The organism is Agrobacterium sp. SORGH_AS_0440 (assembly GCF_031453135.1).
Classification (GTDB): Bacteria; Pseudomonadota; Alphaproteobacteria; order Rhizobiales; family Rhizobiaceae; genus Agrobacterium; species Agrobacterium pusense.
Genome location: NZ_JAVIYR010000002.1, coordinates 1169420 through 1190966, shown reverse-complemented (window position 1 = coordinate 1190966; position 21547 = coordinate 1169420). Strand labels below are relative to the sequence as shown.

Annotated in this window: 21 protein-coding genes; 13 read left to right on the top strand and 8 right to left on the bottom strand. The window is 59.1% G+C overall.

The features are described from left to right. Positions 1-62 precede the first annotated feature (62 nt). Entirely contained in the window at positions 63-1340 is a 1278-nt protein-coding gene (clpX, locus tag QE453_RS15160) for an ATP-dependent Clp protease ATP-binding subunit ClpX (RefSeq protein ID WP_003521528.1), read from the bottom strand. 292 nt (positions 1341-1632) lie between these two features. Further along, positions 1633-2265: an ATP-dependent Clp endopeptidase proteolytic subunit ClpP gene (gene clpP, locus QE453_RS15155; protein WP_004441299.1), complete on the bottom strand. Its 633-nt coding sequence runs from the start codon at positions 2263-2265 to the stop codon at positions 1633-1635. A 447-nt stretch (positions 2266-2712) separates the two neighbouring features. Between clpP and QE453_RS15150 the strand changes: the two genes are divergently transcribed. Together QE453_RS15150 and QE453_RS15145 are read left to right on the top strand one after the other, a co-directional pair. Beyond that, entirely contained in the window at positions 2713-3960 is a 1248-nt protein-coding gene (locus QE453_RS15150) for a GGDEF domain-containing protein (RefSeq protein WP_309777374.1), read from the top strand. Between the two features lie 78 nt (positions 3961-4038). Next, positions 4039-5286, top strand: coding sequence for a cytochrome P450 (locus QE453_RS15145; protein WP_309760049.1), 1248 nt, complete (start codon positions 4039-4041; stop codon positions 5284-5286). Between the two features lie 12 nt (positions 5287-5298). Here QE453_RS15145 and QE453_RS15140 read toward each other — a convergent pair whose 3' ends face one another. Beyond that, positions 5299-6069: an SDR family NAD(P)-dependent oxidoreductase gene (locus tag QE453_RS15140; RefSeq protein ID WP_162471989.1), complete on the bottom strand. Its 771-nt coding sequence runs from the start codon at positions 6067-6069 to the stop codon at positions 5299-5301. Between the two features lie 89 nt (positions 6070-6158). On the opposite strand from QE453_RS15140, the gene QE453_RS15135 reads away from it, so the two are divergent. Further along, on the top strand, positions 6159-6473 hold the full coding sequence (locus tag QE453_RS15135; RefSeq protein ID WP_006697985.1) for a transcriptional regulator: 315 nt from the start codon (positions 6159-6161) through the stop codon (positions 6471-6473). A gap of 23 nt (positions 6474-6496) precedes the next feature. On the opposite strand, the gene QE453_RS15130 is transcribed toward QE453_RS15135, so the two are convergent. From QE453_RS15130 to QE453_RS15120, 3 genes are all read right to left on the bottom strand, one after another. Continuing rightward, positions 6497-6841, bottom strand: a complete 345-nt coding sequence (locus QE453_RS15130) for a cupin domain-containing protein (protein WP_006697984.1) — start codon at positions 6839-6841, stop codon at positions 6497-6499. A 15-nt stretch (positions 6842-6856) separates the two neighbouring features. Then, positions 6857-8140 (bottom strand): O-acetylhomoserine aminocarboxypropyltransferase, encoded by a 1284-nt coding sequence (locus QE453_RS15125; RefSeq protein WP_022556029.1) that lies wholly within the window; start codon positions 8138-8140, stop codon positions 6857-6859. Between the two features lie 73 nt (positions 8141-8213). After that, a complete protein-coding gene (locus QE453_RS15120) occupies positions 8214-8648 on the bottom strand; it encodes a CoA-binding protein (protein WP_309777371.1) in 435 nt (144 codons plus the stop codon). An 896-nt stretch (positions 8649-9544) separates the two neighbouring features. Here QE453_RS15120 and QE453_RS15115 point away from each other — a divergent pair. The 6 genes from QE453_RS15115 to QE453_RS15090 all read left to right on the top strand — a co-directional run bounded on the left by QE453_RS15115 (position 9545) and on the right by QE453_RS15090 (position 14510). Next, positions 9545-10381, top strand: coding sequence for an EamA family transporter (locus QE453_RS15115; protein ID WP_107339837.1), 837 nt, complete (start codon positions 9545-9547; stop codon positions 10379-10381). Positions 10382-10632: 251 nt separating this feature from the next. Next, positions 10633-11097, top strand: coding sequence for a 50S ribosomal protein L13 (rplM, locus tag QE453_RS15110; RefSeq protein WP_004441288.1), 465 nt, complete (start codon positions 10633-10635; stop codon positions 11095-11097). A 2-nt stretch (positions 11098-11099) separates the two neighbouring features. Then, a complete protein-coding gene (rpsI, locus tag QE453_RS15105) occupies positions 11100-11567 on the top strand; it encodes a 30S ribosomal protein S9 (protein ID WP_003521540.1) in 468 nt (155 codons plus the stop codon). A 130-nt stretch (positions 11568-11697) separates the two neighbouring features. After that, a complete protein-coding gene (speB, locus tag QE453_RS15100; protein WP_309777368.1) occupies positions 11698-12651 on the top strand; it encodes an agmatinase in 954 nt (317 codons plus the stop codon). Positions 12652-12721: 70 nt separating this feature from the next. Continuing rightward, positions 12722-13654: an N-acetyl-gamma-glutamyl-phosphate reductase gene (gene argC, locus QE453_RS15095; RefSeq protein ID WP_004441284.1), complete on the top strand. Its 933-nt coding sequence runs from the start codon at positions 12722-12724 to the stop codon at positions 13652-13654. 10 nt (positions 13655-13664) lie between these two features. Next, positions 13665-14510, top strand: a complete 846-nt coding sequence (locus QE453_RS15090) for an aminoglycoside phosphotransferase family protein (RefSeq protein WP_309777367.1) — start codon at positions 13665-13667, stop codon at positions 14508-14510. 6 nt (positions 14511-14516) lie between these two features. On the opposite strand, the gene QE453_RS15085 is transcribed toward QE453_RS15090, so the two are convergent. Continuing rightward, on the bottom strand, positions 14517-15620 hold the full coding sequence (locus QE453_RS15085) for a COX15/CtaA family protein (RefSeq protein WP_207589635.1): 1104 nt from the start codon (positions 15618-15620) through the stop codon (positions 14517-14519). A gap of 140 nt (positions 15621-15760) precedes the next feature. On the opposite strand from QE453_RS15085, the gene QE453_RS15080 reads away from it, so the two are divergent. Both QE453_RS15080 and uppA read left to right on the top strand, forming a co-directional pair. Continuing rightward, positions 15761-15973, top strand: coding sequence for a DUF2842 domain-containing protein (locus QE453_RS15080; RefSeq protein WP_022556022.1), 213 nt, complete (start codon positions 15761-15763; stop codon positions 15971-15973). 97 nt (positions 15974-16070) lie between these two features. Beyond that, positions 16071-17303 carry a polysaccharide biosynthesis GNAT family N-acetyltransferase UppA gene (uppA, locus tag QE453_RS15075; RefSeq protein WP_309777366.1) on the top strand — a complete coding sequence of 411 codons (1233 nt, stop codon included), beginning with the start codon at positions 16071-16073 and terminating at the stop codon, positions 17301-17303. Between the two features lie 8 nt (positions 17304-17311). Here uppA and uppB read toward each other — a convergent pair whose 3' ends face one another. Further along, entirely contained in the window at positions 17312-19579 is a 2268-nt protein-coding gene (gene uppB / locus QE453_RS15070; RefSeq protein WP_309777365.1) for a polysaccharide biosynthesis protein UppB, read from the bottom strand. A gap of 210 nt (positions 19580-19789) precedes the next feature. Between uppB and uppC the strand changes: the two genes are divergently transcribed. After that, positions 19790-20362, top strand: a complete 573-nt coding sequence (gene uppC / locus QE453_RS15065; protein ID WP_004441270.1) for a polysaccharide export protein UppC — start codon at positions 19790-19792, stop codon at positions 20360-20362. Between the two features lie 16 nt (positions 20363-20378). Further along, positions 20379-21521, top strand: a complete 1143-nt coding sequence (gene uppD / locus QE453_RS15060) for a polysaccharide biosynthesis type 4 glycosyltransferase UppD (RefSeq protein WP_035207901.1) — start codon at positions 20379-20381, stop codon at positions 21519-21521. The last annotated feature ends 26 nt before the right edge of the window (positions 21522-21547 follow it).

The window sequence follows — 21547 nt, the reverse complement described above, 5'->3', positions numbered from 1 at the left end:
TCTAATAGAAAAGGCCCGCACGGATGCGGGCCTCTGATTTCATCAAACATCACAGCAGCCGATTACGCCGAGACGTTGGTCTTTTCTTCCTGACGGTCCGCATAGATGTAGAGCGGACGCGCAACGCCGCTGACGACGTCGTTGGAAATGACCACTTCGCGCACGCCCTCCAGCGTCGGCAGTTCGAACATGGTATCCAGCAGGATCTTTTCCATGATCGAGCGCAGGCCACGGGCACCGGTCTTGCGGGTGATCGCCTTGCGGGCGATTTCGCGCAGCGCGTCCTCGTGGAAGGTCAGCTCGACGTCTTCCATCTCGAACAGGCGCTGGTACTGCTTGACCAGAGCGTTCTTCGGCTCGGACAGGATCTGGATCAGCGCATCTTCATCCAGGTCTTCCAGCGTCGCCAGGACGGGCAGACGGCCGATGAATTCCGGAATGAGGCCGAACTTCACCAGATCTTCCGGCTCCAGCTCGCGCAGCACTTCGCCCACACGACGGTCGTCTTCCGCCTTGACGGTCGCACCGAAGCCGATCGAGGTCTTTTCGCCACGGGCCGAGATGATCTTGTCGAGGCCGGCAAAAGCACCGCCGCAGATGAACAGGATGTTGGTCGTGTCCACCTGCAGGAACTCCTGCTGCGGATGCTTGCGGCCGCCCTGCGGCGGTACGGAAGCGACCGTGCCTTCCATGATCTTCAGAAGCGCCTGCTGAACGCCCTCGCCCGATACGTCGCGCGTGATGGACGGGTTGTCCGACTTGCGGGAAATCTTGTCGACTTCGTCGATATAGACGATGCCGCGCTGGGCGCGCTCGACATTGTAATCCGCAGCCTGCAACAGCTTCAGGATGATGTTTTCCACGTCCTCGCCGACATAACCGGCTTCGGTCAGCGTCGTTGCGTCCGCCATGGTGAAGGGAACGTCGATGATGCGGGCGAGCGTCTGGGCAAGATAGGTCTTGCCGCAGCCCGTCGGGCCGACGAGCATGATGTTCGACTTCGCCAGCTCGACATCGCCATTCTTGGAGGCGTGCGCGAGGCGCTTGTAGTGGTTGTGAACGGCCACGGACAGGATTTTCTTCGCCTGCTTCTGGCCGATGACGTATTCGTCGAGGATCTTGATGATGTCCTGCGGGGTGGGTACACCCTCGCGCGACTTCACCATAGACGTCTTGTTCTCCTCGCGGATGATGTCCATGCACAATTCGACGCATTCATCGCAGATGAATACCGTCGGTCCGGCAATGAGTTTCCGGACTTCGTGCTGGCTCTTGCCGCAGAATGAACAATAGAGTGTATTCTTAGAGTCGCCGCCGTTGCTGCCGCTGACTTTGCTCATATCTCTTTCCTTCCAGCACGCCGCAGGTCCGTCAAACGGATCGCGGTCAACTTACCGCCCGCAGATACGGCCGCCCTTGGGGTGCATTGCCGTATCCGCCTCGTTTCCCGGGGTACTAACCGTATCAGATACAGGAGCTGATAACCGGCGGCAACGAATTCCCCATTAAACCAAAGGCCGCGTCATAAAAAATCAACATAGCCTTTATAAATACTAATATCGCTTTCTGTTCCGGTTGAAAGCCCCGAAATTACTTTTGCGGGGTCAAACAAACGTCAAAAAGCGTCGCGCCTCAATTCGCGACGGCGCCTTCGATTTCCTGGCGCGAGGTCAGGATCTTGTCGATCACGCCCCAGTCCTTCGCCTCGTCTGCATCCATGAAATGGTCGCGATCAAGGGTTTTTTCAACCTCTTCGAGCGTGCGGCCGGTATGCTTCACGTAGACTTCATTGAGGCGGCGCTTCATCTTGATGATGTCGCGGGCGTGGCGTTCGATATCCGAAGCCTGACCCTGGAAGCCGCCCGATGGCTGGTGCACCATGATGCGTGCGTTGGGGGTGGCGAAACGCATTCCCTTTTCACCGGCAGCGAGAAGCAGCGAACCCATGGAGGCAGCCTGGCCGACGCAGAGCGTGGAGACCGCAGGGCGGATAAACTGCATCGTATCGTAGATCGCCATGCCGGCGGTCACGACGCCACCTGGCGAATTGATGTAGAGCGCAATTTCCTTCTTCGGGTTCTCGGCCTCGAGGAACAGCAGCTGCGCGCAGACGAGCGACGCCATCTGGTCTTCCACCGGGCCGGTGAGGAAAATGATGCGTTCCTTGAGAAGACGGGAAAATATGTCGTAGGAGCGTTCGCCGCGATTGGTCTGCTCAACGACCATCGGCACCAGAGCCATGGCGGTATCAACTGGATTTTTCATGTCCGTCCTTTGTCAACTCTGCCCGTTGCGGAAACCGCCCCGGAATCACTTCTAACCTTCATACTCCCTACATAGAGTGTCCCTGCCCCGTACTTCAAGACACGAAGCCGCATATCCTTAACGGCTCAACAGCGTTTGCAGGGCTTCGGAGGCCGGCCGCGGCGGGCTTTTGCACCCGTTCGTCCCGGCCGCAGCCATTTGTCTCCCCGCCATCAATTTTTTACCAAGACTGGCGAGGACCAAAAAAATGTACTTCATGCACAGATATAACTTCTAACCAGCAAGAACTCGTTAGTATTTGCTGCTGATACTGAAAAACGAATTTCGGTTCCCATCGGCGAACAGCCCTATCCGGGCGAAATGGCAGCTCAACAATTCAGCGGGAATAACGCACGTCGTGCGAGCTTCTCCGCTTTTGCCGCATGATGGCGCAGATAGGATTTTGCAATGCTGGATGCAAAGACGAGCACGCTACTATGGGCGGCGGAGACGTTCACCCTTGCCGTGCTTTTGGGAACGCTGTGGCTGCACCGCCCTTCCCGCCGGCACAATCTCTATTTCGCCGCCGGCTTTCTCGCCACCGGCTTCGGCACCGTCATGGTGGCGTTTCGCGGAGATATTTCCAGTTTCCTGTCCATTCAGGTCGGCAACGCGCTGGCGCTTTCCGCCTTCGGCTTCTGGCTCGCGGGCCTCTTGTCCCTGGAGAAGCGCAAGCTCGCTGGCTGGATTGCCATTCCGGTCCTCCTGTGGATCGCCGGAATGTTCGTCCCACCCGTGCGAGAAAACATGGTGGCCCGGATCCTGCTTTATCACGCCAGTGCGGCCACGGGCTATTTCATGCTCGCCGGTGTGCTTCTGGCAAATGGCGAGCGCAGGTCGCGCAGCAGAAAAGTTCTGGCGACGATTCTGATCCTGCAGGCTTTTGCCGGCGCCGTCGTCGCCTCCATTGTCATCCCGGCCAATGCGGCTGCGCCCAACGCCATTCCGCTGACATCGGCGCTCGCTTTTTCCGGCATGCTCGGCTTCACGGCCATCATCATGATCAGCGCCAAGATCATCATGGAGGATACGGAGCTTCGTCTCCACCGGCTCGCCATGACCGATCACCTCACCGGTGTCCTTAACCGGCGTGGTCTGCTGGAGGAGTTCGACCGCATCAAGAAGCGCTCACACGGCTCCAGCCGATATGTGGCGCTTGTTCTCTTCGACATCGACCATTTCAAGAAGATCAATGACAGATACGGCCACCAGTCCGGCGACGCTGTACTCGTGCATTTCTGTCAAATCGCGCAACGCGCGATCGGCGACCGCGGCCTTTTCGTGAGGATGGGCGGCGAGGAGTTCGCGCTGGTGGCGGAGGTCGAAAGCCCCTCCAGCACCGTCACGCTTGCCGAATCCATCCGTAACAATCTGCTTCTTTCGAAAATCACCTCACGCGGCGAACCCATCAAGGTGACGACCAGCGTCGGCATATCCGAGGCGATGATCAAGGACGCCGAGCTGAATGTGATGATGACCGAGGCCGACCGAGCGCTGTATGCCGCAAAGAAAGCCGGGCGCAATCGGACCGTAATCCACGTAAATTCGGCCAATGTCGTCGTGCCCGCCTCGGACCGTGACGAAAACCCTATGGATAACAATGCCGACCGGCAGGTCGCGGCGCTGAACCGGATATCCGCAATTGCCAGCCGGTGAAGGTGTAACCATTTGGTGACATATGAAGGAGCGCCTGCCGCCCTTCCCAAAGCGCCAGGCGCGGAATAAACCATCAGCATGACAGCGACGTTTCCCTTTCTCAAAATCGATTCCGCCACCCGCCACGTTTCACTCGATGCGCGCGACCCGGCTTTTTACAACGATCCCAACCCCGTCTACGCCGCCCTGCACGCGCAATGTCCCACTTTCTACTGGGAAGAGCAGCGGCAATGGTTTTTCACCTCTTATGACCATGTCAGCTCGCTGCTGCGCGACCGCCGGTTTGGACGACAGATCCTGCATGTGGCAAGTCGTGAAGAGATCGGCCTGCCAGAGCCGCTTGAGCATGTGAAGCATTTCGACCTTGCCGAGCAGCATTCGCTTCTGGAACTGGAGCCGCCGGAGCATACGCGGCTGCGCACGCTGATCAACCGCGCCTTCGTGTCACGGCATGTCGACAAGATGAAGCCGGAAATAGAGGAACTCGCCAACCGGCTGATTGACGCTTTCGAAGAGAAGGGCGAGACGGAACTGCTTTCCTCCTACGCCGATATCATCCCGGTAACGATGATCGCCCGGATGATCGGCATTCCCGAGGAAATGGGGCCGCAGCTGCTGAAGTGGTCGCATGCCTATGTCGGCATGTACATGTTCAAGCGCACACCGGAAGACGAGCTTCTGGCCGACAGGGCTGCGAAGGAATTTTCGGATTATGTGCGCAGCGTGATCGCCGAGCGGCGGGCCAAGCCCGAGGACGACCTGCTGAGCCACATGATCCATACCGAGCACAAGGGTCAATATCTGACCGACGACGAGCTGGTGTCCACCACCATCGTCCTGCTCAACGCGGGCCATGAAGCGACCGTTCATCAGATCGGCAATTCCGTGCGTATCATTCTGGAGAGCGGAATAGCGCCGCAGACCTTGTTCAGCGACGAGGCCGCCACGGAACGCACGGTGGAGGAAACCCTGCGGATCTGCGCGCCGGTGCACATCTTCCAGCGATGGGTTCTGGAGCCGGTCGAGATTGACGGCGTGCAGTTCAAGCGCGGCGACAAGGTGAGCCTGATCCTGGCTGCGGCCAACCTCGATCCGTCAAAATTCCCTGATCCACTGACCTTCCGGCCGGAGCGCAACGAAGGCGCCAATGTCTCCTTCGGCGCCGGCATTCATTTCTGTATCGGCGCGCCATTGGCAAGACTGGAACTGAACCTTGCCCTGCCACTGCTTTTCAAGCGCCTGCCGCGCCTGAAAATTGCCGAGCCGCCCAAGGTCAAGGATGTCTATCATTTCCATGGGCTGGAGCGGCTCGATCTCAGCTGGTAGCGTGTGCAGGCCTTAAATCTGGGCCAGACCGCCATCGACCGAAAGCTCGACGCCGGTGATGTAACTGGCCTTTGAAGAGGCCAGAAACAGAACGGCCTCAGCGATCTCGTCGGGGTCGGCCATCCGGCCGATCGGCGCGGCATCCTTCAGATAGGCCTCGAAACCGGCGATCTTTTCTTCATCGAGCTTCAGGCCGTTTTCCATGATCGGCGTGCGGGTCACGCCCGGGCTAACCGTATTGACGCGGATGCCCCGCGCCTTGAGGTCGTTGGCAAAACTGCGGGCGAATGAGCGAACGGCCGCCTTGGAAGCATTATAGGCGCTCAACCTCTCCAGGCCCTTGTTGCCGACGATCGACCCGGTGAGCACGATCGAGCCGCCATCGCGCAGGACCGGCAGCAATGTCTGCACGGTGTAGAATACGCCCTTGACGTTGATGTCGAAAATCCGGTCGTACAGCGCCTCGTGGGTATCACCGAGGTCATTGTTCTCGGCGATGCCGGCATTGGCGACCAGCACGTCCACCTTCCGGCCATCGGCTTCAATGCGCGCCTTGAGCCGTTCCAGATCGGAGAGCTTGGCAACATCGGACGCGAAGCCGATCGCCCCCTGCCCGAGCCTGGCGACCGCTGCCTCGAGATTGGCGGTATTGCGGCCCGTCACGTAAACGGCGGAGGCTCCGCCTTCCAGAGCCAATCTCGCGACGGAAAAGCCGATGCCAGTCGATCCACCGGTGACGACCACGACCTGCCCACTGAATAATCCAGACATTGCAAACTCCATGAATGTCGCAATTTCCGAATAACCATAATTCGGTATTTCGGTTTTATTGAAATATTGAAGCTTGTCAATCCATGTGCTAGAGGCGGTCCATGGCTCAGTTTTTTCATCCCGCACGCGAAGACATTTCGCTCACGGCCGTGCTCGCCGCTCTTGGCGAACCGGCACGCATGGGCATCATCCGAAAATTATGGGGCTCCGAGACCGGACAGAATTGTGGTGCCGCAGCACCCTGCCAGGACATGCCGCGTTCAACCCTGTCCAGCCATATGCGGATCCTGCGGGAGGCAGGCTTGATTCGAACCCACAAACAGGGTGTCGAGAATATCAGCGTCGTTCGTGTCGACGATTTGGAAGCCCGTTTTCCCGGGCTCCTTCAATCCATCATCTCGTTCGACCAGCAATAGCGTGACCGAGCGGATTTCCGCCGTCATAGCCTGATGACATAGTCTTTTCGTGTTGTCTCCACGACTTCCCAGGTGCCGGTAAAGCCGGGCCGCAGCACAAGCCTGTCGCCCGGTCTGAGGTCACGCGGGGGCCCGCCATCCTCGGTCAGGATGGAATGGCCCTCGAGGATGCTGAAATATTCCCATTCGTCATAGACGACACGCCATTTTCCGGGTGTGGATTGCCAGATGCCGGCATAAATTCCGCCCGGCGCTTCCTCCAGATTCCATGTGGTGAATTTGGGGTCGCCGGAGATCAATCGCTCCGGCGCTGGCGCACCATGCTCTGCTTCGAGGGGAGCATCTTCGAATGTCAGTAGGTTGCTCATCGCGACGCCGGCCTCTCAGACTTTTGCAAGCGATTGTTCAAGATCGGCAATGATGTCGTTAACATCCTCGATTCCGACGGACAGACGCACCACATCCGGACCGGCGCCAGCCGCCGTCTGCTGTTCCGGCGTCAGCTGGGCATGGGTGGTGGAAGCCGGGTGGATGACGAGCGAGCGCGTGTCACCGATATTGGCGAGATGGGAGAATAGCTGCAGCCCTTCGACCAGCGCCTTGCCGGCCGCATAACCGCCCTTGACGCCAAATGTGAAGACCGAACCCGCGCCCTTCGGCGAGTAACGCTGCTGGAGGGCGTGATTGTCGCTTTCCTCCAGGCCGGCATAATTCACCCAGCCGACCTTGGGATGTGCCTTAAGCCATTTGGCGACGGCAAGCGCATTGTCTGAATGGCGTTGAACGCGCAGCGGCAGGGTCTCAATTCCCGTGAGAATGAGGAAGGCGTTGAAGGGCGAAATCGCCGGGCCGAGATCGCGCAGGCCAAGCACGCGGCAGGCGATGGCAAAGGCGAAATTGCCGAAAGTCTGGTGGAGCACGACGCCGGAATATTCGGGCCGGGGCTGTGACAGGGCCGGAAACCGGTCAGTTGCCGACCAGTCGAAGGTTCCGCCGTCAACGATGATGCCGCCCATGGAATTACCGTGGCCGCCGAGGAATTTCGTCAGCGAATGCAGTACGATGTCTGCACCGTGTTCCAGCGGTCGCAGCAGATATGGGCTTGCCATCGTGTTGTCGACGATCAGCGGCAGGCCGTGCCGATGGGCAACTTCGGCAATTGCGGCGATATCCACAAAGATGCCGCCTGGATTTGCAAGGCTTTCTATGAAGACGGCGCGTGTGCGCTCATCGATCTGCTGTTCGAAACTGGCGGGATCGGTGGCGTCGGCCCAGCGAACCTGCCAGTCGAAACCTTTGAAGGCGTGGCCGAACTGGTTGATCGATCCGCCGTAAAGCTGACGGGCGGCGATGAAATTGTCGCCGGACTGCAGCAGCGTATGAAAAACCAGCAATTGTGCGGCGTGGCCGGAGGCGACGGCAAGCGCTGCGGTACCACCCTCAAGCGCGGCCACACGCTCTTCCAGAACCGCCTGAGTGGGGTTCATGATGCGGGTGTAGATATTGCCGAACTCTTTCAGCCCAAACAGGGCGGCGGCATGATCCGCATCACGGAAAGCGTAGGCCGTCGTCTGATAGATGGGTGTCGCCCGTGCGCCGGTCGTAGGATCAGGCTGTGCGCCCGCATGGATGGCCAGCGTTGAAAAACCGGGATTGCTGCTCGGCATGATGTTTCCTCCAATGGAATTCTGGAGGGATCATAATGCCTTGACGCCAAATGATAAGCCCAATCCGTACCAACTATCGTGCGATATTGAGACGCGGATACTCAATTGCCGGGCAACGGTTCATCACCACGTCAATGCCATAAGCCTCGGCCTTGGCGGCGGCATTATCGTCCCGCACGGATAGCTGACCCCAGATCACCTTTGGGCGTTGCGGCAGCAAGTTCGCCTCGTCGACAATCGCGGAAAGATATTCCGGCGCACGAAACACATCGATCATATCAACAGCCTCGGGAATATCGGCCAGCCGGGCATAGACCGCTTGTCCCAGTATCTCCTTGCCCGCCTGACCCGGATTGACCGGAAACACGCGATAGCCCTTGGACAGCAGGAAGCGCATGACGCCATGGCTCGGCCGATCCGGATTGGGCGAAGCTCCCAGCAGGGCGATGGTTTTGACATTCGTCAGGATTTTCCTGAGGTAATCCGCTTCGTAAGTATCATGCTGCATGTCAACTTATTCCTTTGGCATACCACCTGATCCAGAGAGGCGCAGGCGTCTGGAGCGTTGCTTTAATGCCCACCAGCCTCTCCTCTCCCGCATGGTTCCAGCGCCGGCAACCTTCACGCCGTTTCATGCGATGCCATTCTCATCTGGGACGCTCCGGTCGTCTCCGGAACCCCGAAAGCGCAAAAATTAATATCTCCGCCGGATCGGCACTCTGCAACCCCGTTTTCATCGACGCAAAATGATTTCACAAAATCGCGCACACACCGGATGTATTGAGTATTTTCATCCACTTTTCAAAAATTGCGCCGAACGGCCATCGAAACAGGCGGAAACAACATTAGCGTGCATTTCATGCGCTCTTCGTCTCCTGTTTGTTTTCATTCCGTTCACCGGTTATTTAGCCGCGACTAATTTTCAAAAAGTTATTTCGTAAACCAACCATTCTATAAGTCTGCAACGTTATAGTGGAGTTTCGATGGGGATTCTGAAATTTATTTTCATTGGTGATCATACGATTCTAGTCGCCCGCACGCTCATTTGAAACGCCAGACGCAATACCAACAACTGGGATAAATGGTGTGCTCGGTCATTTTTCAAGGAAATTCGCAGCGCGAGGCAGAGCCGAAAGCCGTGCATCAGGCGTTATTTTCCGGATTAAATCAGAAGCAGGAAAGCGTTTCTCATGCGCGATATTGGATCTCGTTTTTTCATGACGCATAGAAATAAAAAATTTGACGCGTGTCATAATCCATAAAAACAAAGCCCGTAGGCACCGGATTGGGGACGGCCTCGGCGAGGCGATTGAAAGCGTACACCTGCCCGTCCGGAAAATGACTTCCAGTTTCTGAGGCCAATGCTGTAGATTGCCCAAAAAGCCCGCGAGCGAGTCTCTGACTGTGACATTCGACATTCTTATTCTGGTGCTTCTGGGCGCTATGCTGCATGCCGGATGGAATGCGCTGGTCAAATCCGGTTCCGATAAATCGTTGGACGCCTCGTTGATTGCGGCGGGAGCTGCAGCCTGTTCGCTGCCGTTTCTGCCTTTCCTGCCGTTTCCCTCGCCATTCGCCATTCCCTTCCTGATCGCCTCAGCCGTCCTGCAATTCGCTTATTTCCGCCTTGTCGCCGCCGCCTATACGATCGGCGACATCGGCCTTGTCTATCCCGTCATGCGCGGCGTGGCACCCTTGATTGTGGCGGCGACGAGCAGCCTGTTCCTGAGCGAGATTTTGAGCCCGCTGGCGATTGCGGGCATCGGCGTTATCTCCGCGGGGATCCTGACGCTTGCTTTCGAGGCAAGGCGCGGGGGCGGAAAGGCGATCATGGTCGCCCTGCTCAACGCTTTCGTGATTGCGTCCTACACCTTCGTCGACGGTGTCGGCGCAAGGCTTTCCGGCAACGCCATCTCATACACGCTCTGGATGTCTCTGCTGCCACCCGTGCTGCTGTTCGGTTTCGCGTTTTACCAGCGGGGCGCTGGCCCCGTCGTCCAGCATGTCCGGCGCAACTGGTGGCGTGGCCTTATCGGTGGCGGCGGCTCCATACTCTCCTATGGGCTGGCGCTCTACGCCATGACCAAAGCGCCTGTTGCCGTCGTCGCAGCACTCCGGGAAACCTCCATTCTTTTCGCGCTGGTGATATCAGTGGTGATCCTGAAAGAACGCGCCAGCATCTGGCGCTACCTTGCCGGAGGCATCATTGCAGCGGGCGTTCTGGTGATGCGGCTGGGGTAAAACGAGGTCAGATGATGGGGTAAAATAATACCCCATAACCAACCGTTTGTTTTTACTTGATTATTTTTGAGACCTCCAAAATCGATCATATTGACGCTTTCGTTCGCGCACCGTATAAGCGCGCCAGATCGGATTCCAGCCGGAATAGGGTCATTTGCGGTAGCCCTTATCGGCAACCAAACCAAGCAACAAGAAACGCCCGTATGCTCTTCATGAAGAGGATGACGGGTCCACGTTAGAAAGTGAAATTCATGTCTACTTTCGTTCAGAAGCCCGCTGAGGTGGAGAAGAAGTGGGTCATCATCGACGCCGAAGGCCTCGTTGTTGGTCGCCTCGCCACCATCGTTGCAACCCGCCTGCGCGGCAAGCACAAGGCTACCTACACCCCCCACGTTGATGATGGCGACAACGTCATCGTTATCAATGCGGAAAAGGTTGCCCTCACCGGCAAGAAGTATTCCGACAAGAAGTACTACTGGCACACCGGTCACCCGGGTGGCATCAAGGAGCGTACGGCTCGCCAGATCATCGAAGGCCGCTTCCCGGAGCGCGTCGTTGAAAAGGCCGTCGAGCGCATGATCCCGCGCGGTCCGCTCGGCCGTCGTCAGATGAAGAACCTGCGCGTTTACGCCGGTTCCAACCACCCGCACGAAGCACAGCAGCCGGTCGTTCTCGACGTTGCCGCGCTCAACAAGAAGAACGTAAGGAGCGCCTGATAATGGCCGATCTTTCCTCTCTGAAAGACCTCGCCCCGGCTTCGGAAGCTTCGGCTCCCGTGCATGTCCGCAAGGTTGATACCCTCGGCCGCTCCTACGCGACCGGCAAGCGCAAGAACGCCGTAGCCCGCGTATGGGTCAAGGCCGGTTCTGGCAAGATCATCATCAACGGCCGCGATTTCACCACGTATTTCGCACGTCCGGTTCTGCAGATGATCCTCCAGCAGCCGATCGTTGCCGCTGCCCGCACGGGTCAGTTCGACATCATCGCTACCGTTGCCGGTGGTGGTCTGTCCGGTCAGGCCGGCGCCGTTCGTCACGGTCTGTCCAAGGCCCTCACCTACTTCGAACCGGGCCTGCGCTCCGTTCTGAAGAAGGGTGGCTTCCTGACCCGCGACAGCCGCGTTGTCGAGCGTAAGAAGTACGGTAAGGCCAAGGCCCGCCGTTCGTTCCAGTTCTCGAAGCGCTAATCGCTTCCAGGAACGGTTCGTTCAGAACTTCGAAAGGCGGGGCTTCGGCTCCGCCTTTTTTCATGGCCTCCTCCCTTGTTTTTTCATCAGGAAGACAGCAACCTCGGCGCAAATCGCAATGGGGTGATCAATGCCGGCCAAAACCATCGACCATGCCTTCACCGCAATGTCCCTGACATCGTCTGCTACGGACCCGACCCATGCCGGTGTCCTCTCCTTCATGCGGCGCAAATATACCAAGAACCTCAAAGGCGTTTCGACGGCCGTCTGGGGCATTCCCTTCGACGCGGCGACCTCCAACCGTCCCGGCGCACGTTTCGGCCCCCAGGCGATCCGCCGCGCTTCGGCGATTTTCGATAATGATCCGCAATATCCTTTCGCGCGCGATCTCTTCGTCCATATGCCGACCATTGATTATGGCGACTGCCTGCTTGACTACGGCAACCACTGGAAAACGCCTGACACGATCGAAAAGGAAGCGCGCAGGATCATCTCCAAGACGGATTACCTGCTGACGCTCGGCGGCGATCATTTCATCACCTGGCCATTGCTGAAAGCGCATGTGGCCAAGCACGGCCCACTCGCGCTGGTGCAGTTCGACGCGCATCAGGATACATGGTTCGACGATGGCAAGCGCATCGACCACGGCTCCTTCGTGGCCCGCGCCGTGCGCGACGGGCTGATCGATGCCGACCGCTCGATCCAGATCGGCATCCGCACCCACGCGCCTGACGATTTCGGCATCCGGATTCTCCACGGTTACGAGGTGGAGGACATGCGGGCCAGCGATATCGCGTCGCTGATCGTCAAGCACACGGGCGGTATGCCCACCTATCTCACCTTCGATATTGATTGCCTCGATCCCGCCTTCGCGCCGGGAACCGGCACACCCGTCGCCGGCGGGCCGACCAGCGCGAAAATTCTCTCCGTTTTGCGTGGGCTTGGCCAGCTCGATATTCGCGGCTCCGACGTCGTGGAGGTGGCACCCGCCTACGATCATGCGGATATTACCGCCATTGCCGGAGCGACCGTTGCAATGTATATGCTTGGCCTGCGTGCCGAACGGCTGGCCAAGGCTGGCTGACAAAGACGACGGCACTTGCCAAACTGATTCCGACTACCCTCGCAACCCTCTGAAAAGTCAGGACAAGGACATGACAGCGAAGATCTTCATCGATGGCGAACACGGCACCACGGGTCTGCAGATCCGCACGCGCCTTGCCGGTCGCCGCGATATCGAGCTGCTGTCCATTCCGGAAGCCGAGCGCCGCAATGCGGCGATGCGCGAGGATATGCTCAATAGCGCCGACATTTCGATCCTCTGCCTGCCGGACGACGCGTCCCGGGAAGCGGTTTCCATGGTGGCTGGCAACAATAATGTCCGCATCATCGATACCTCCACCGCTTATCGCGTTCATCAGGACTGGGCTTACGGTTTTGCCGAAATGGATAAGGACCAGGGCGAGAAGGTTCGCTCTGCCCGCCTCGTCGCCAATCCCGGCTGCTATCCGACCGGTGCTATCGCCCTTATTCGCCCGCTGCGGGCCGCTGGCCTCCTGCCGGACGGTTATCCTGTCAGCGTCAATGCGGTCTCCGGCTATACTGGCGGCGGCAAGCAGATGATTGCGCAAATGGAAGACCAGAGCCGCGACGACGCCATCAGCGCCAATAATTTCCTTTACGGCCTGACGCTCAAGCACAAGCACGTGCCTGAAATGACCATTCACGGCCAGCTTGACCGCGCGCCGCTGTTTTCGCCCTCCGTAGGTCGCTTCCCGCAGGGCATGATCGTCCAGGTGCCGCTGTTCGCCGCCGACCTTAAGGAAGGCACTGATATCGAAACGATCCATGCGGCACTCACCGCCCATTACGCTGGACAGGATATCGTCAGCGTCGTGCCTCTGGCCGAGAGCAAGGGGTTGGCGCGTATCGATGCCGAGGAATTGGCTGGCAAGGATACGATGAAGCTCTTCGTCTTCGGCACCGAGGGCGGCGAGCATATCAACCTCGTCGCGTTGCTCGACAATCTCGGCAAGGGTGCCTCCGGTGCTGCCGTGCAGAACATGGAACTGATGCTCTCTGCATGAGACGTTGCTCATGACCATGACCACGCCCTCTTTTCCGGCCTCGTGGAATATCGAGGCCGTAAAGCAGATTGCGGATACGCCTGCCGGGGTGGTCTACGAGCTTGTGCGCGATGACGGTTCCCTTGCGGTCGCCAAGGTTCTGAAGAAGAAAGTATTGACGGACAGCCTTCGCGGCGCGGATTTCATCGAATGGCGCGCCGGGATCGGCTGCGTGGAGTTGCTTGACCGCTCCGATGATATTCTTCTGATGGAACATGCCGGCACGGAGACCCTGCGCGACGTGCTGTTCCGCGACGGTGACGACGATTCCACCACGGAAATCGCAGCGGAGGTCCTGTTTCGATATCACCAGCCGTCCGAGCAGCCGCCGCCCTCAAGTCTGCTGACGCTGCCTCTCTATTTCGAAAGTCTGTTCCGCAAGGCCGAACAGGATCGTTCCGACGGCATCGACAGCGCCTATATCGAGGCCGCCGCGCTTGCGCAGGAACTGATCGGCCAGCAGCGGGATATCAAGCCGCTGCATGGCGATCTGCACCATGAGAATATCATGCGCAGCGATCGCGGCTGGATCATCATCGATCCGGCTGGCCTGATCGGCGATGCGGCGCTCGATGTCGCCAACATGTTCTCCAATCCGCTCGACCGTTTTGACCTCACCCGCAGCGAAGCGCGCATCGCCTCCATGGCGGCGATTTTTGCGAAGGCTCTCCAACGGGACGAACGGCTATTGCTGCAATATGCCTTTGCCTATGGCTGCCTTTCTGCCGCGTGGCATGAAGAGGACGAAAATGCGGAAGAACGCGACAACGAACTCGCTGTCGCGGCAACCATTAAGGCCGTCCTGAAACAGTTCTGAGCGAGTTCAGTCCCTGACTTCAACCGCAACTGGCGGCGGATATTCTCCAATGAATCCGCGCCAGTGGGCAACCGCAAAACCGAGCACGACCAGCGCCATGCCCTGATGGGCGAGCGCGACATGAATATCCACATGCATGAGCAGCGTGGTTACTCCCAGCGCCGCCTGAATGCAGACGAGCACGAAGAACAGCACCGCGCGGCGGGCGTGCGGCGTGCCGGGCAAGGCGCGCGCCATCGATGCCATATGCCACAGCGTGGCGGCAAACAGCGTATAGGCGCCCAGGCGGTGAATGAACTGCACCGTCTTGGGGTTTTCGAAGAGGTTGATCCACCAGGGCTGCTGCAGGAAGAGATCGCCCGGCACCAGCGAACCATCCATCAGCGGCCACGTATTATAGGACAGGCCGGCATTCAACCCCGCCACCAATGCGCCGAGATAGATCTGGAAGAGACAGAGCACCGTCAACAGCGCGGCAAAGCCCCTGCCCGTCTTTTCGTCGGTGGCCTCGGGGGAATGATGGGACAGGCCGCGCAAAATCCACATGCAGCCCGCAAAGATGAGGCAGGCGATGGTCAGATGTGTGGCAAGACGATATTGCGAGACATCCGTGCGGTTGACGAGGCCCGAAGAGACCATCCACCAGCCGATGAAGCCCTGGAAGCCGCCAAGCGCCAGTAGACCGACCAGTGGTAGCCGGAGGCGCTTTTCGACGCGGCCTGTCAGCCAGAAGAAGGCGAGCGGCAAAGCAAAGATGAGGCCGATGGCGCGGGCAAGCAGGCGATGCGCCCATTCCCACCAGAAGATCGTCTTGAACTCGTCGAGCGACATGCCCTTGTTGATTTCCTGATATTGCGGAATGCGCTTGTAGAGCTGGAACTCCTCTTCCCATTCCGCAACGGAGAGCGGCGGTATCGCGCCATGGATCGGTTTCCATTCGGTAATCGACAGGCCGGATTCGGTCAGGCGGGTTGCGCCACCAACGAGCACCAGACAGAAGAGTGTGAAAAGCACGAGGCGCAGCCAGACGCGCAGCAGGCGGCGGTCCTTCTCCTGCTTCTGCAGGGCAGCCTGCACCACCATTTCCGCGGAACCATTGGCCATCGTCATGCCGCTCGAACTCATCTTTCAGTCTCCTTCATACAGCCATGTTGATTAGCCCCAACCGGCACCACAAAACAAGGCCTCAGGGTTTGCGGCATCCGGTCGCGGCGCTATAGTCATGCACCTGTTCAATCACGGAAGATTTCATGCACCCTCGCCTCAGATCGCTTATCGGCACCATCGTCATCATCTGCCTCGTCGTCGTTTACGCCGTGGTGGCGACGGCCATTGCATCGGCGGCGCTGGCGCAATCGCCCTGGTGGGTGCATCTCGCTTACTTCGTGCTGACAGGAGTTTTGTGGATTTTGCCGGCGATGCTGATCATCAAATGGATGGCCGGGCCAAAAAAACAGGGCTAATGCGGGACCACCGCGTGACACCTCAAGGTCGCAATTTTATAAACCGATTGTTTGCCGCTCAAAGATATAGTCCGACCGAAACAACCGGAGAGAGTGGATGGCGGCTGAGGGGCCGGTCTTTACCAGCGACGAGCAAGCGCTGACCGCCGTGCAAAACGAGCGGCGGGGCGCTGACCGTCTGTCGGTCGATCTCGTCGATGACGCTTCCACCATCCATGTCGATTGGAAGCGGCTGGAAAACGATCCGCTCAATTCCCTGCATCAGGGTTTTGGGTGGTGCTCCATCTGGGCACAAACGCAGGACAGCGCGCTCCTGACGCTTCGCGGCCGGCAGGGCGGCAAGACGATCTTCCTGCTTCCGCTTGAAATCGTGCTAGAGGGCGGCATTCGCAAGGCGCGTTTCCCCGGCGGCCGTTTCAACAATATCAATACCGGGCTTTTCGACCCCTCCTTTGCCGAACAGGCCGGAGAGGAAATCGCGGCGGCGATTGCCCGCGAGGCGCGGAAGCTGCTGCACGGCCGGGCCGACATTCTGGCTTTGCAGAACATACCGCTGACGTGGCGCGGCAGGACCAACCCCCTGTCGCATCTAGCTTCGGTCGAAAACCAGAATCCGGCCTTCCAGCTTCCGTTGCTCGAAAGTTTCGAGGCCACGCTCCGGCAGGTCAATGCCAAGAGACGGCGGAAGAAATTCCGGATCCAGAGCCGGAGAGCCGAGGAAATGGGCGGTTACAGCCATGTGATCGCGTATTCGCCACAGGAAAGATGTGAATTATTGCAGGCCTTCTTCCGGCAGAAAGCCGCCCGTTTTGCATCGCAGGGCATTCCGGATGTCTTTCGCGACCAATCGGTAAAGGATTTCTTTTACGACCTGGCCAATTTTCCCGAGACGGGCACAGACAGTCTGCTGGAGCTGCATGCCATTCGCCTGCACGGCGAGAACGAGGGCGTCATCGCCGCAATAGCCGGTCTTTCGCGCAAGCAGGACCACATCATCTGCCAGTTCGGTTCGATCGATGAATCCGTTTCAGAACTCAGCCCCGGGGAATTGCTGTTCTGGCTGATGATTGAAAGGGCGTGCCACCAAAAGGCTGCGATCTTCGATTTCGGGGTCGGCGACCAGCTCTACAAGCGCAGCTGGTGCCCGCTTTTCACCGTGCAGCACGATATATTCCTGCCGATAACGGTGAAAGGTCGCGTCGCCGCAGCAGCCTATGTCGCGATCGCCCGAACGAAAAGCCTGATCAAATCCAATCCGGCTCTCTATGCGCTCATTCAGCGTTTCCGCGCCGGCCGGACGGCAGCAGCCTCGACAAGGGGTCTCGACTGAACAGCCGGTCAGGCCGCGCTCAGGTGGTCCGGCTTTCGCATGCCGGTCATCGGCAGAGCCTGCTCGTAGCCATGAGCAACCAGTTCTCCGAGCGTTTTCTCCAGCATCTCCCCGTCCTTGCCTGGAACCGAGACGATGATTTCTGCCGGCAGATTGCGCAGCATTTTTTCGAGGCTCGAAATCTGCACCGCTCCACACTCCACAAGCACCGTGTCGTAAGCGTCGGAAAGCGCACCGAGGATCATCGTCAGGCGGTCCAGAGCACGCATCGCCTCGCGGGGCTGCGCATTGCCGCGTGGAACGATATGCGCATCTGACAGACGGTCGCCGTGAATGGTTTCACCGAAGGCGGCCGCTCCTGCCAGAAGGTCCATGACACCGGGAAGTCCGGCTTCGGGCGACATCAGCCGCGTCGGGCAGGCGGATGCCGTCATGTCGACGAGAACAACCGAACGCCCCATTTCAGACAGTGCGCGCGCCAGCATGACGCTCGTGGTCGAACCGCTGTCACCGGCCGGAGATACAATGGCGGCGACGGGTTTGGCGAGCCTTGTGGACAGAAATCCCGCCACGGCGTCGATCGAAAAGTCACTGGCGGCATCGGCATCCTCATCCACCACCGCCTCTTTCGCAGTCGGGACATCTTCTGCCGCCAATGCTGGCGGCATGGCCGTGGCTGCGGGCGGGTCACGCCGTTTCTCTTCTACGGCGACGGGCTGTTGTGCCGCAACCGGCATGGCGCGGACGCCCGGCGCCACATTTTCAGCAGGTGCCGACGCCGGCTGCTCAGGCGCATCCGTCGTCTCATCCGCTTCAACCGGCCCGCGTGCAGGTGGTGGCGGATCGGAAAGTGGTGGAACCTGACTTCTTCCGACCGGTTTCAGCGCCCTACCCGTAAAGAGTTCCACCAGCATGACGACAATGCAGGACAGCAGAAATGCTGCGAGCGTGACAACGATGGTGATGGCACCGGTTTTCGGGAAATAGGGTTCGCGTGGCTCAACTGCCGTCGAAATCACACGCGCATCGGCCGGCGTGGAATCCGCAGAGCCAGCCCTCGATGTCGCCTCGCGATAGCGGGCGAGATAGGTTTCCAGAAGCTGCCTCTGCGCGGATGCTTCCCGCTCCAGGTCGTTAAGGCCCACCTGCTGCTCACCGGCACGCACGCTTTCCGATTTCAGCACGTTCAGTTGCTGCACCAGTTGCCGCTCCCGAAGGCGTGAGACATTGGCCTCGTTTTCGAGACTTGCCAGCACCTTGCGGGTTTCTTCCTGAATTTGCCTTTCGATGCCATCGAGCTGGTTGCGCAGCGCCCTTATGCGGGGGTGGCCTTCCAGCAGCGAAGACGAAAGATCGGAAATCTGGCTGCGGATGTTGGTTTCGTTTTCCTTCAGCCTCTGGATGGTGGGAGAAGCGACGACATCGGGAAAGGTATCGAGAGGACGACCGCTGGCAAGCGCGTTGCGCACGCCTTCTGCGCGCGCCTCCGCATTGGCGCGCTCGCCGCGGATACGGCCGAGTTCCGTGGAGATGTCGCTCAGCTGACGTGTGGCGAGCGTTTCGCCCTGCCCGGCCGACAAAAGATCGGAGGAGGCACGATAATCCGCGACCTTTTTGTCCGCCTCCCGCACCTTTTCCCGCAGCGTGGCTATTTCCGGCTCAAGCCAGCGCGCTGCTTCCGTGCTGGTATCGAGCTTCGCGCCGCTTTGCAGCGCGAGATAGGCCTTCATCATCTCGTTCGGGATGGCCGCAGCGAGCTTCGGGTCCTCTGAAGAAAACTCGACCGTGATGACACGAGAACTCTCGACCTGATAGACCTGCAATTTCTCGCGGAACGCCTTCAGCACCCGCTCTTCGGGCAGAACCTGGAGTGGATCCTTCTTGACGCCGACGGCAACCAGCAGGCTCGAAACCAGCGAAGGATGCGCCTCCGGATCGAATTCCTCGAGTTCATAGAGCTTCATGTCCCTGGCGACCTGCTTGATGAGGTCGACGGACTGCAGAATCTGCACCTGGCTGGATACTGTCAGTTCGTCCAGCACTGGCTCGGCCGGCGCGTTGGACTGCTGGGAAGCGCCAAAGGAAGCAGCACGGGATTCAATGAGCACGCGCGCCTCGCCCTTATAGGCGGGCGACATCATGCTGGAAAAGACAAAGGCGGCGCCGCTGGCCAGCAGCGTTATGGCCGCGATTCTTCCCCGACGCCGCCATATGGCCGCGACGAGTTGCGCAAGATCAATATCCACATCCCTGTCGTCAATGCGATCGCCGTTCATACGGGCTCCGTAACCGAGATAAACCTCGGGCGCTCAAATAAAGATGGTCAATTTTCGCGAAGTTTAAGTCTTGCGGGTAACACAACCGTTAATCACCGAGACTCCGACGAAATAAAGCCGATATTACCAGGCCTGACGCTGCGCGTTTACCGTGCATTAACCCTAACAGAACGATAAGAATGATCAAAGTTCGACTCGGAGCCAGATGAGATGCCGCTCGCCGGATCACGACATGTCACCGCACTGACGTTTGCCGTTCTGACGGCCCTTTCCGGCTGTTCGGCCTATCAGCCTGCGCCACGGTCATTCAATGAGGCCGCACTGCAACCCTATCACGTCGACAGCGGCGACAGACTGCGTATCAACGTGTTCGAACAGGCCGGGCTGACAAATACCTATACGGTCGATCAGGCGGGCTATGTCGCCTTCCCTCTCGTCGGCCAGGTGCCCGCGCGGGGCAAGACGCTGCCGCAGCTGGAAGCCGCGATCGCGGCCAAGCTTCGGCAGGGATATCTGCGCGATCCCGATGTCACGATCGAGATAGATCGTTATCGCCCCGTCTTCATCATGGGCGAAGTGGGCCGTCCTGGCCAATATTCCTATGTGCCGGGCATGACGGTGCAGAACGCCATCGCCATTGCCGGCGGCTTCAGCCCGCGCGCCAATCAGGCAGATGTCGACGTCACCCGCAAGATAAACGCGGAAGTGATGACGGGCCGGATCGGTATCACCGCACCCATTCTTGCGGGTGATACCGTCTATGTGCGTGAACGATTCTTCTGAAAGGGGCGCGGCGAACGTGTCGGACGACGGCCCTCCCCTGCGCATCATTCACTGTTTTCGCTCGCCGGTGGGCGGCGTTTTCCGCCATGTGCGTGATCTTATCGAAGAACATGTCAGGCAGGGCCACAAGGTTGGCATCGTCTGCGACAGTTCCACCGGCGGCGCGCATGAGGAGAGGCTTTTCGCGCAGATTGCGCCGATGCTGGAGCTCGGCCTGACGCGCCTGCCCATCCGGCGCTCCATTACCCCGGGCGATCTGCTGGCGCTTTGGAAATCCTACAAACACATCAAAAGTTTGCGGCCGGACATTCTGCACGGGCACAGCGCCAAGGGTGGCGCTTTGGCCCGGCTGATCGGCTCATTGCTGCGGGCGAACAGGTATCGCGTAGCCCGCCTCTATTCACCGCACGGCGGAAGCCTGCATTATGCCCGCAACACCCTGAAGGGACAGCTCTTCCTGCGGCTGGAGCGGTTTCAGGAACGGTTCACCGATGCGCTCTGTTTCGTCTGCAAGTTCGAGCAGGCGGCCTATGAAGCCAAGGTTGGCAAACCGCGCACCCGTACCGCGATGATCTATAACGGCGTACAGGAAAACGAGTTCGAACCCGTCCCCGCGCAAGAGGGCGCGGCGCATTTCCTCTATATCGGCATGCTCCGCGACCTTAAGGGGCCTGACCTCTTCATCAAGGCCTTCGCGGAAATGGAGCGCGGCATCGGCCGGCCGATGTCCGGTGTCATCGTCGGCGATGGACCGGACAGGGACAAATACGCGGCGATGATCGACAAGGCCGGTCTTTCCCGGCGCATTTCCATGCATGCCGCCATGCCCGCCAGACAGGCCTTCGCCCTGGCCACGACGGTGGTGGTCCCCTCGCGCGCGGAGGCCATGCCCTATATCGTGCTGGAGGCACTTGCAGCGGGAAAAACGGTCATCGCCTCCCATGTCGGCGGGATTCCCGAAGTCTTGGGAGAAGAAAGCGACGCGCTCGTCCCGGCCGGCGACGTCGAGGCGCTGGCGAGGGCCATGGCCAGGGATGCCGAAGATGCCGGTTGGGCGAAACGGATCATGCCCCACCCCGACAGCTTCAGGGCGAAGTTTTCGACGCCGGTCATGGCGGATGACATGATGAAGCTCTATCGCGACCTGCTGTTGCTCTAAAATCATTTCAAAAGCACGATTTTTGA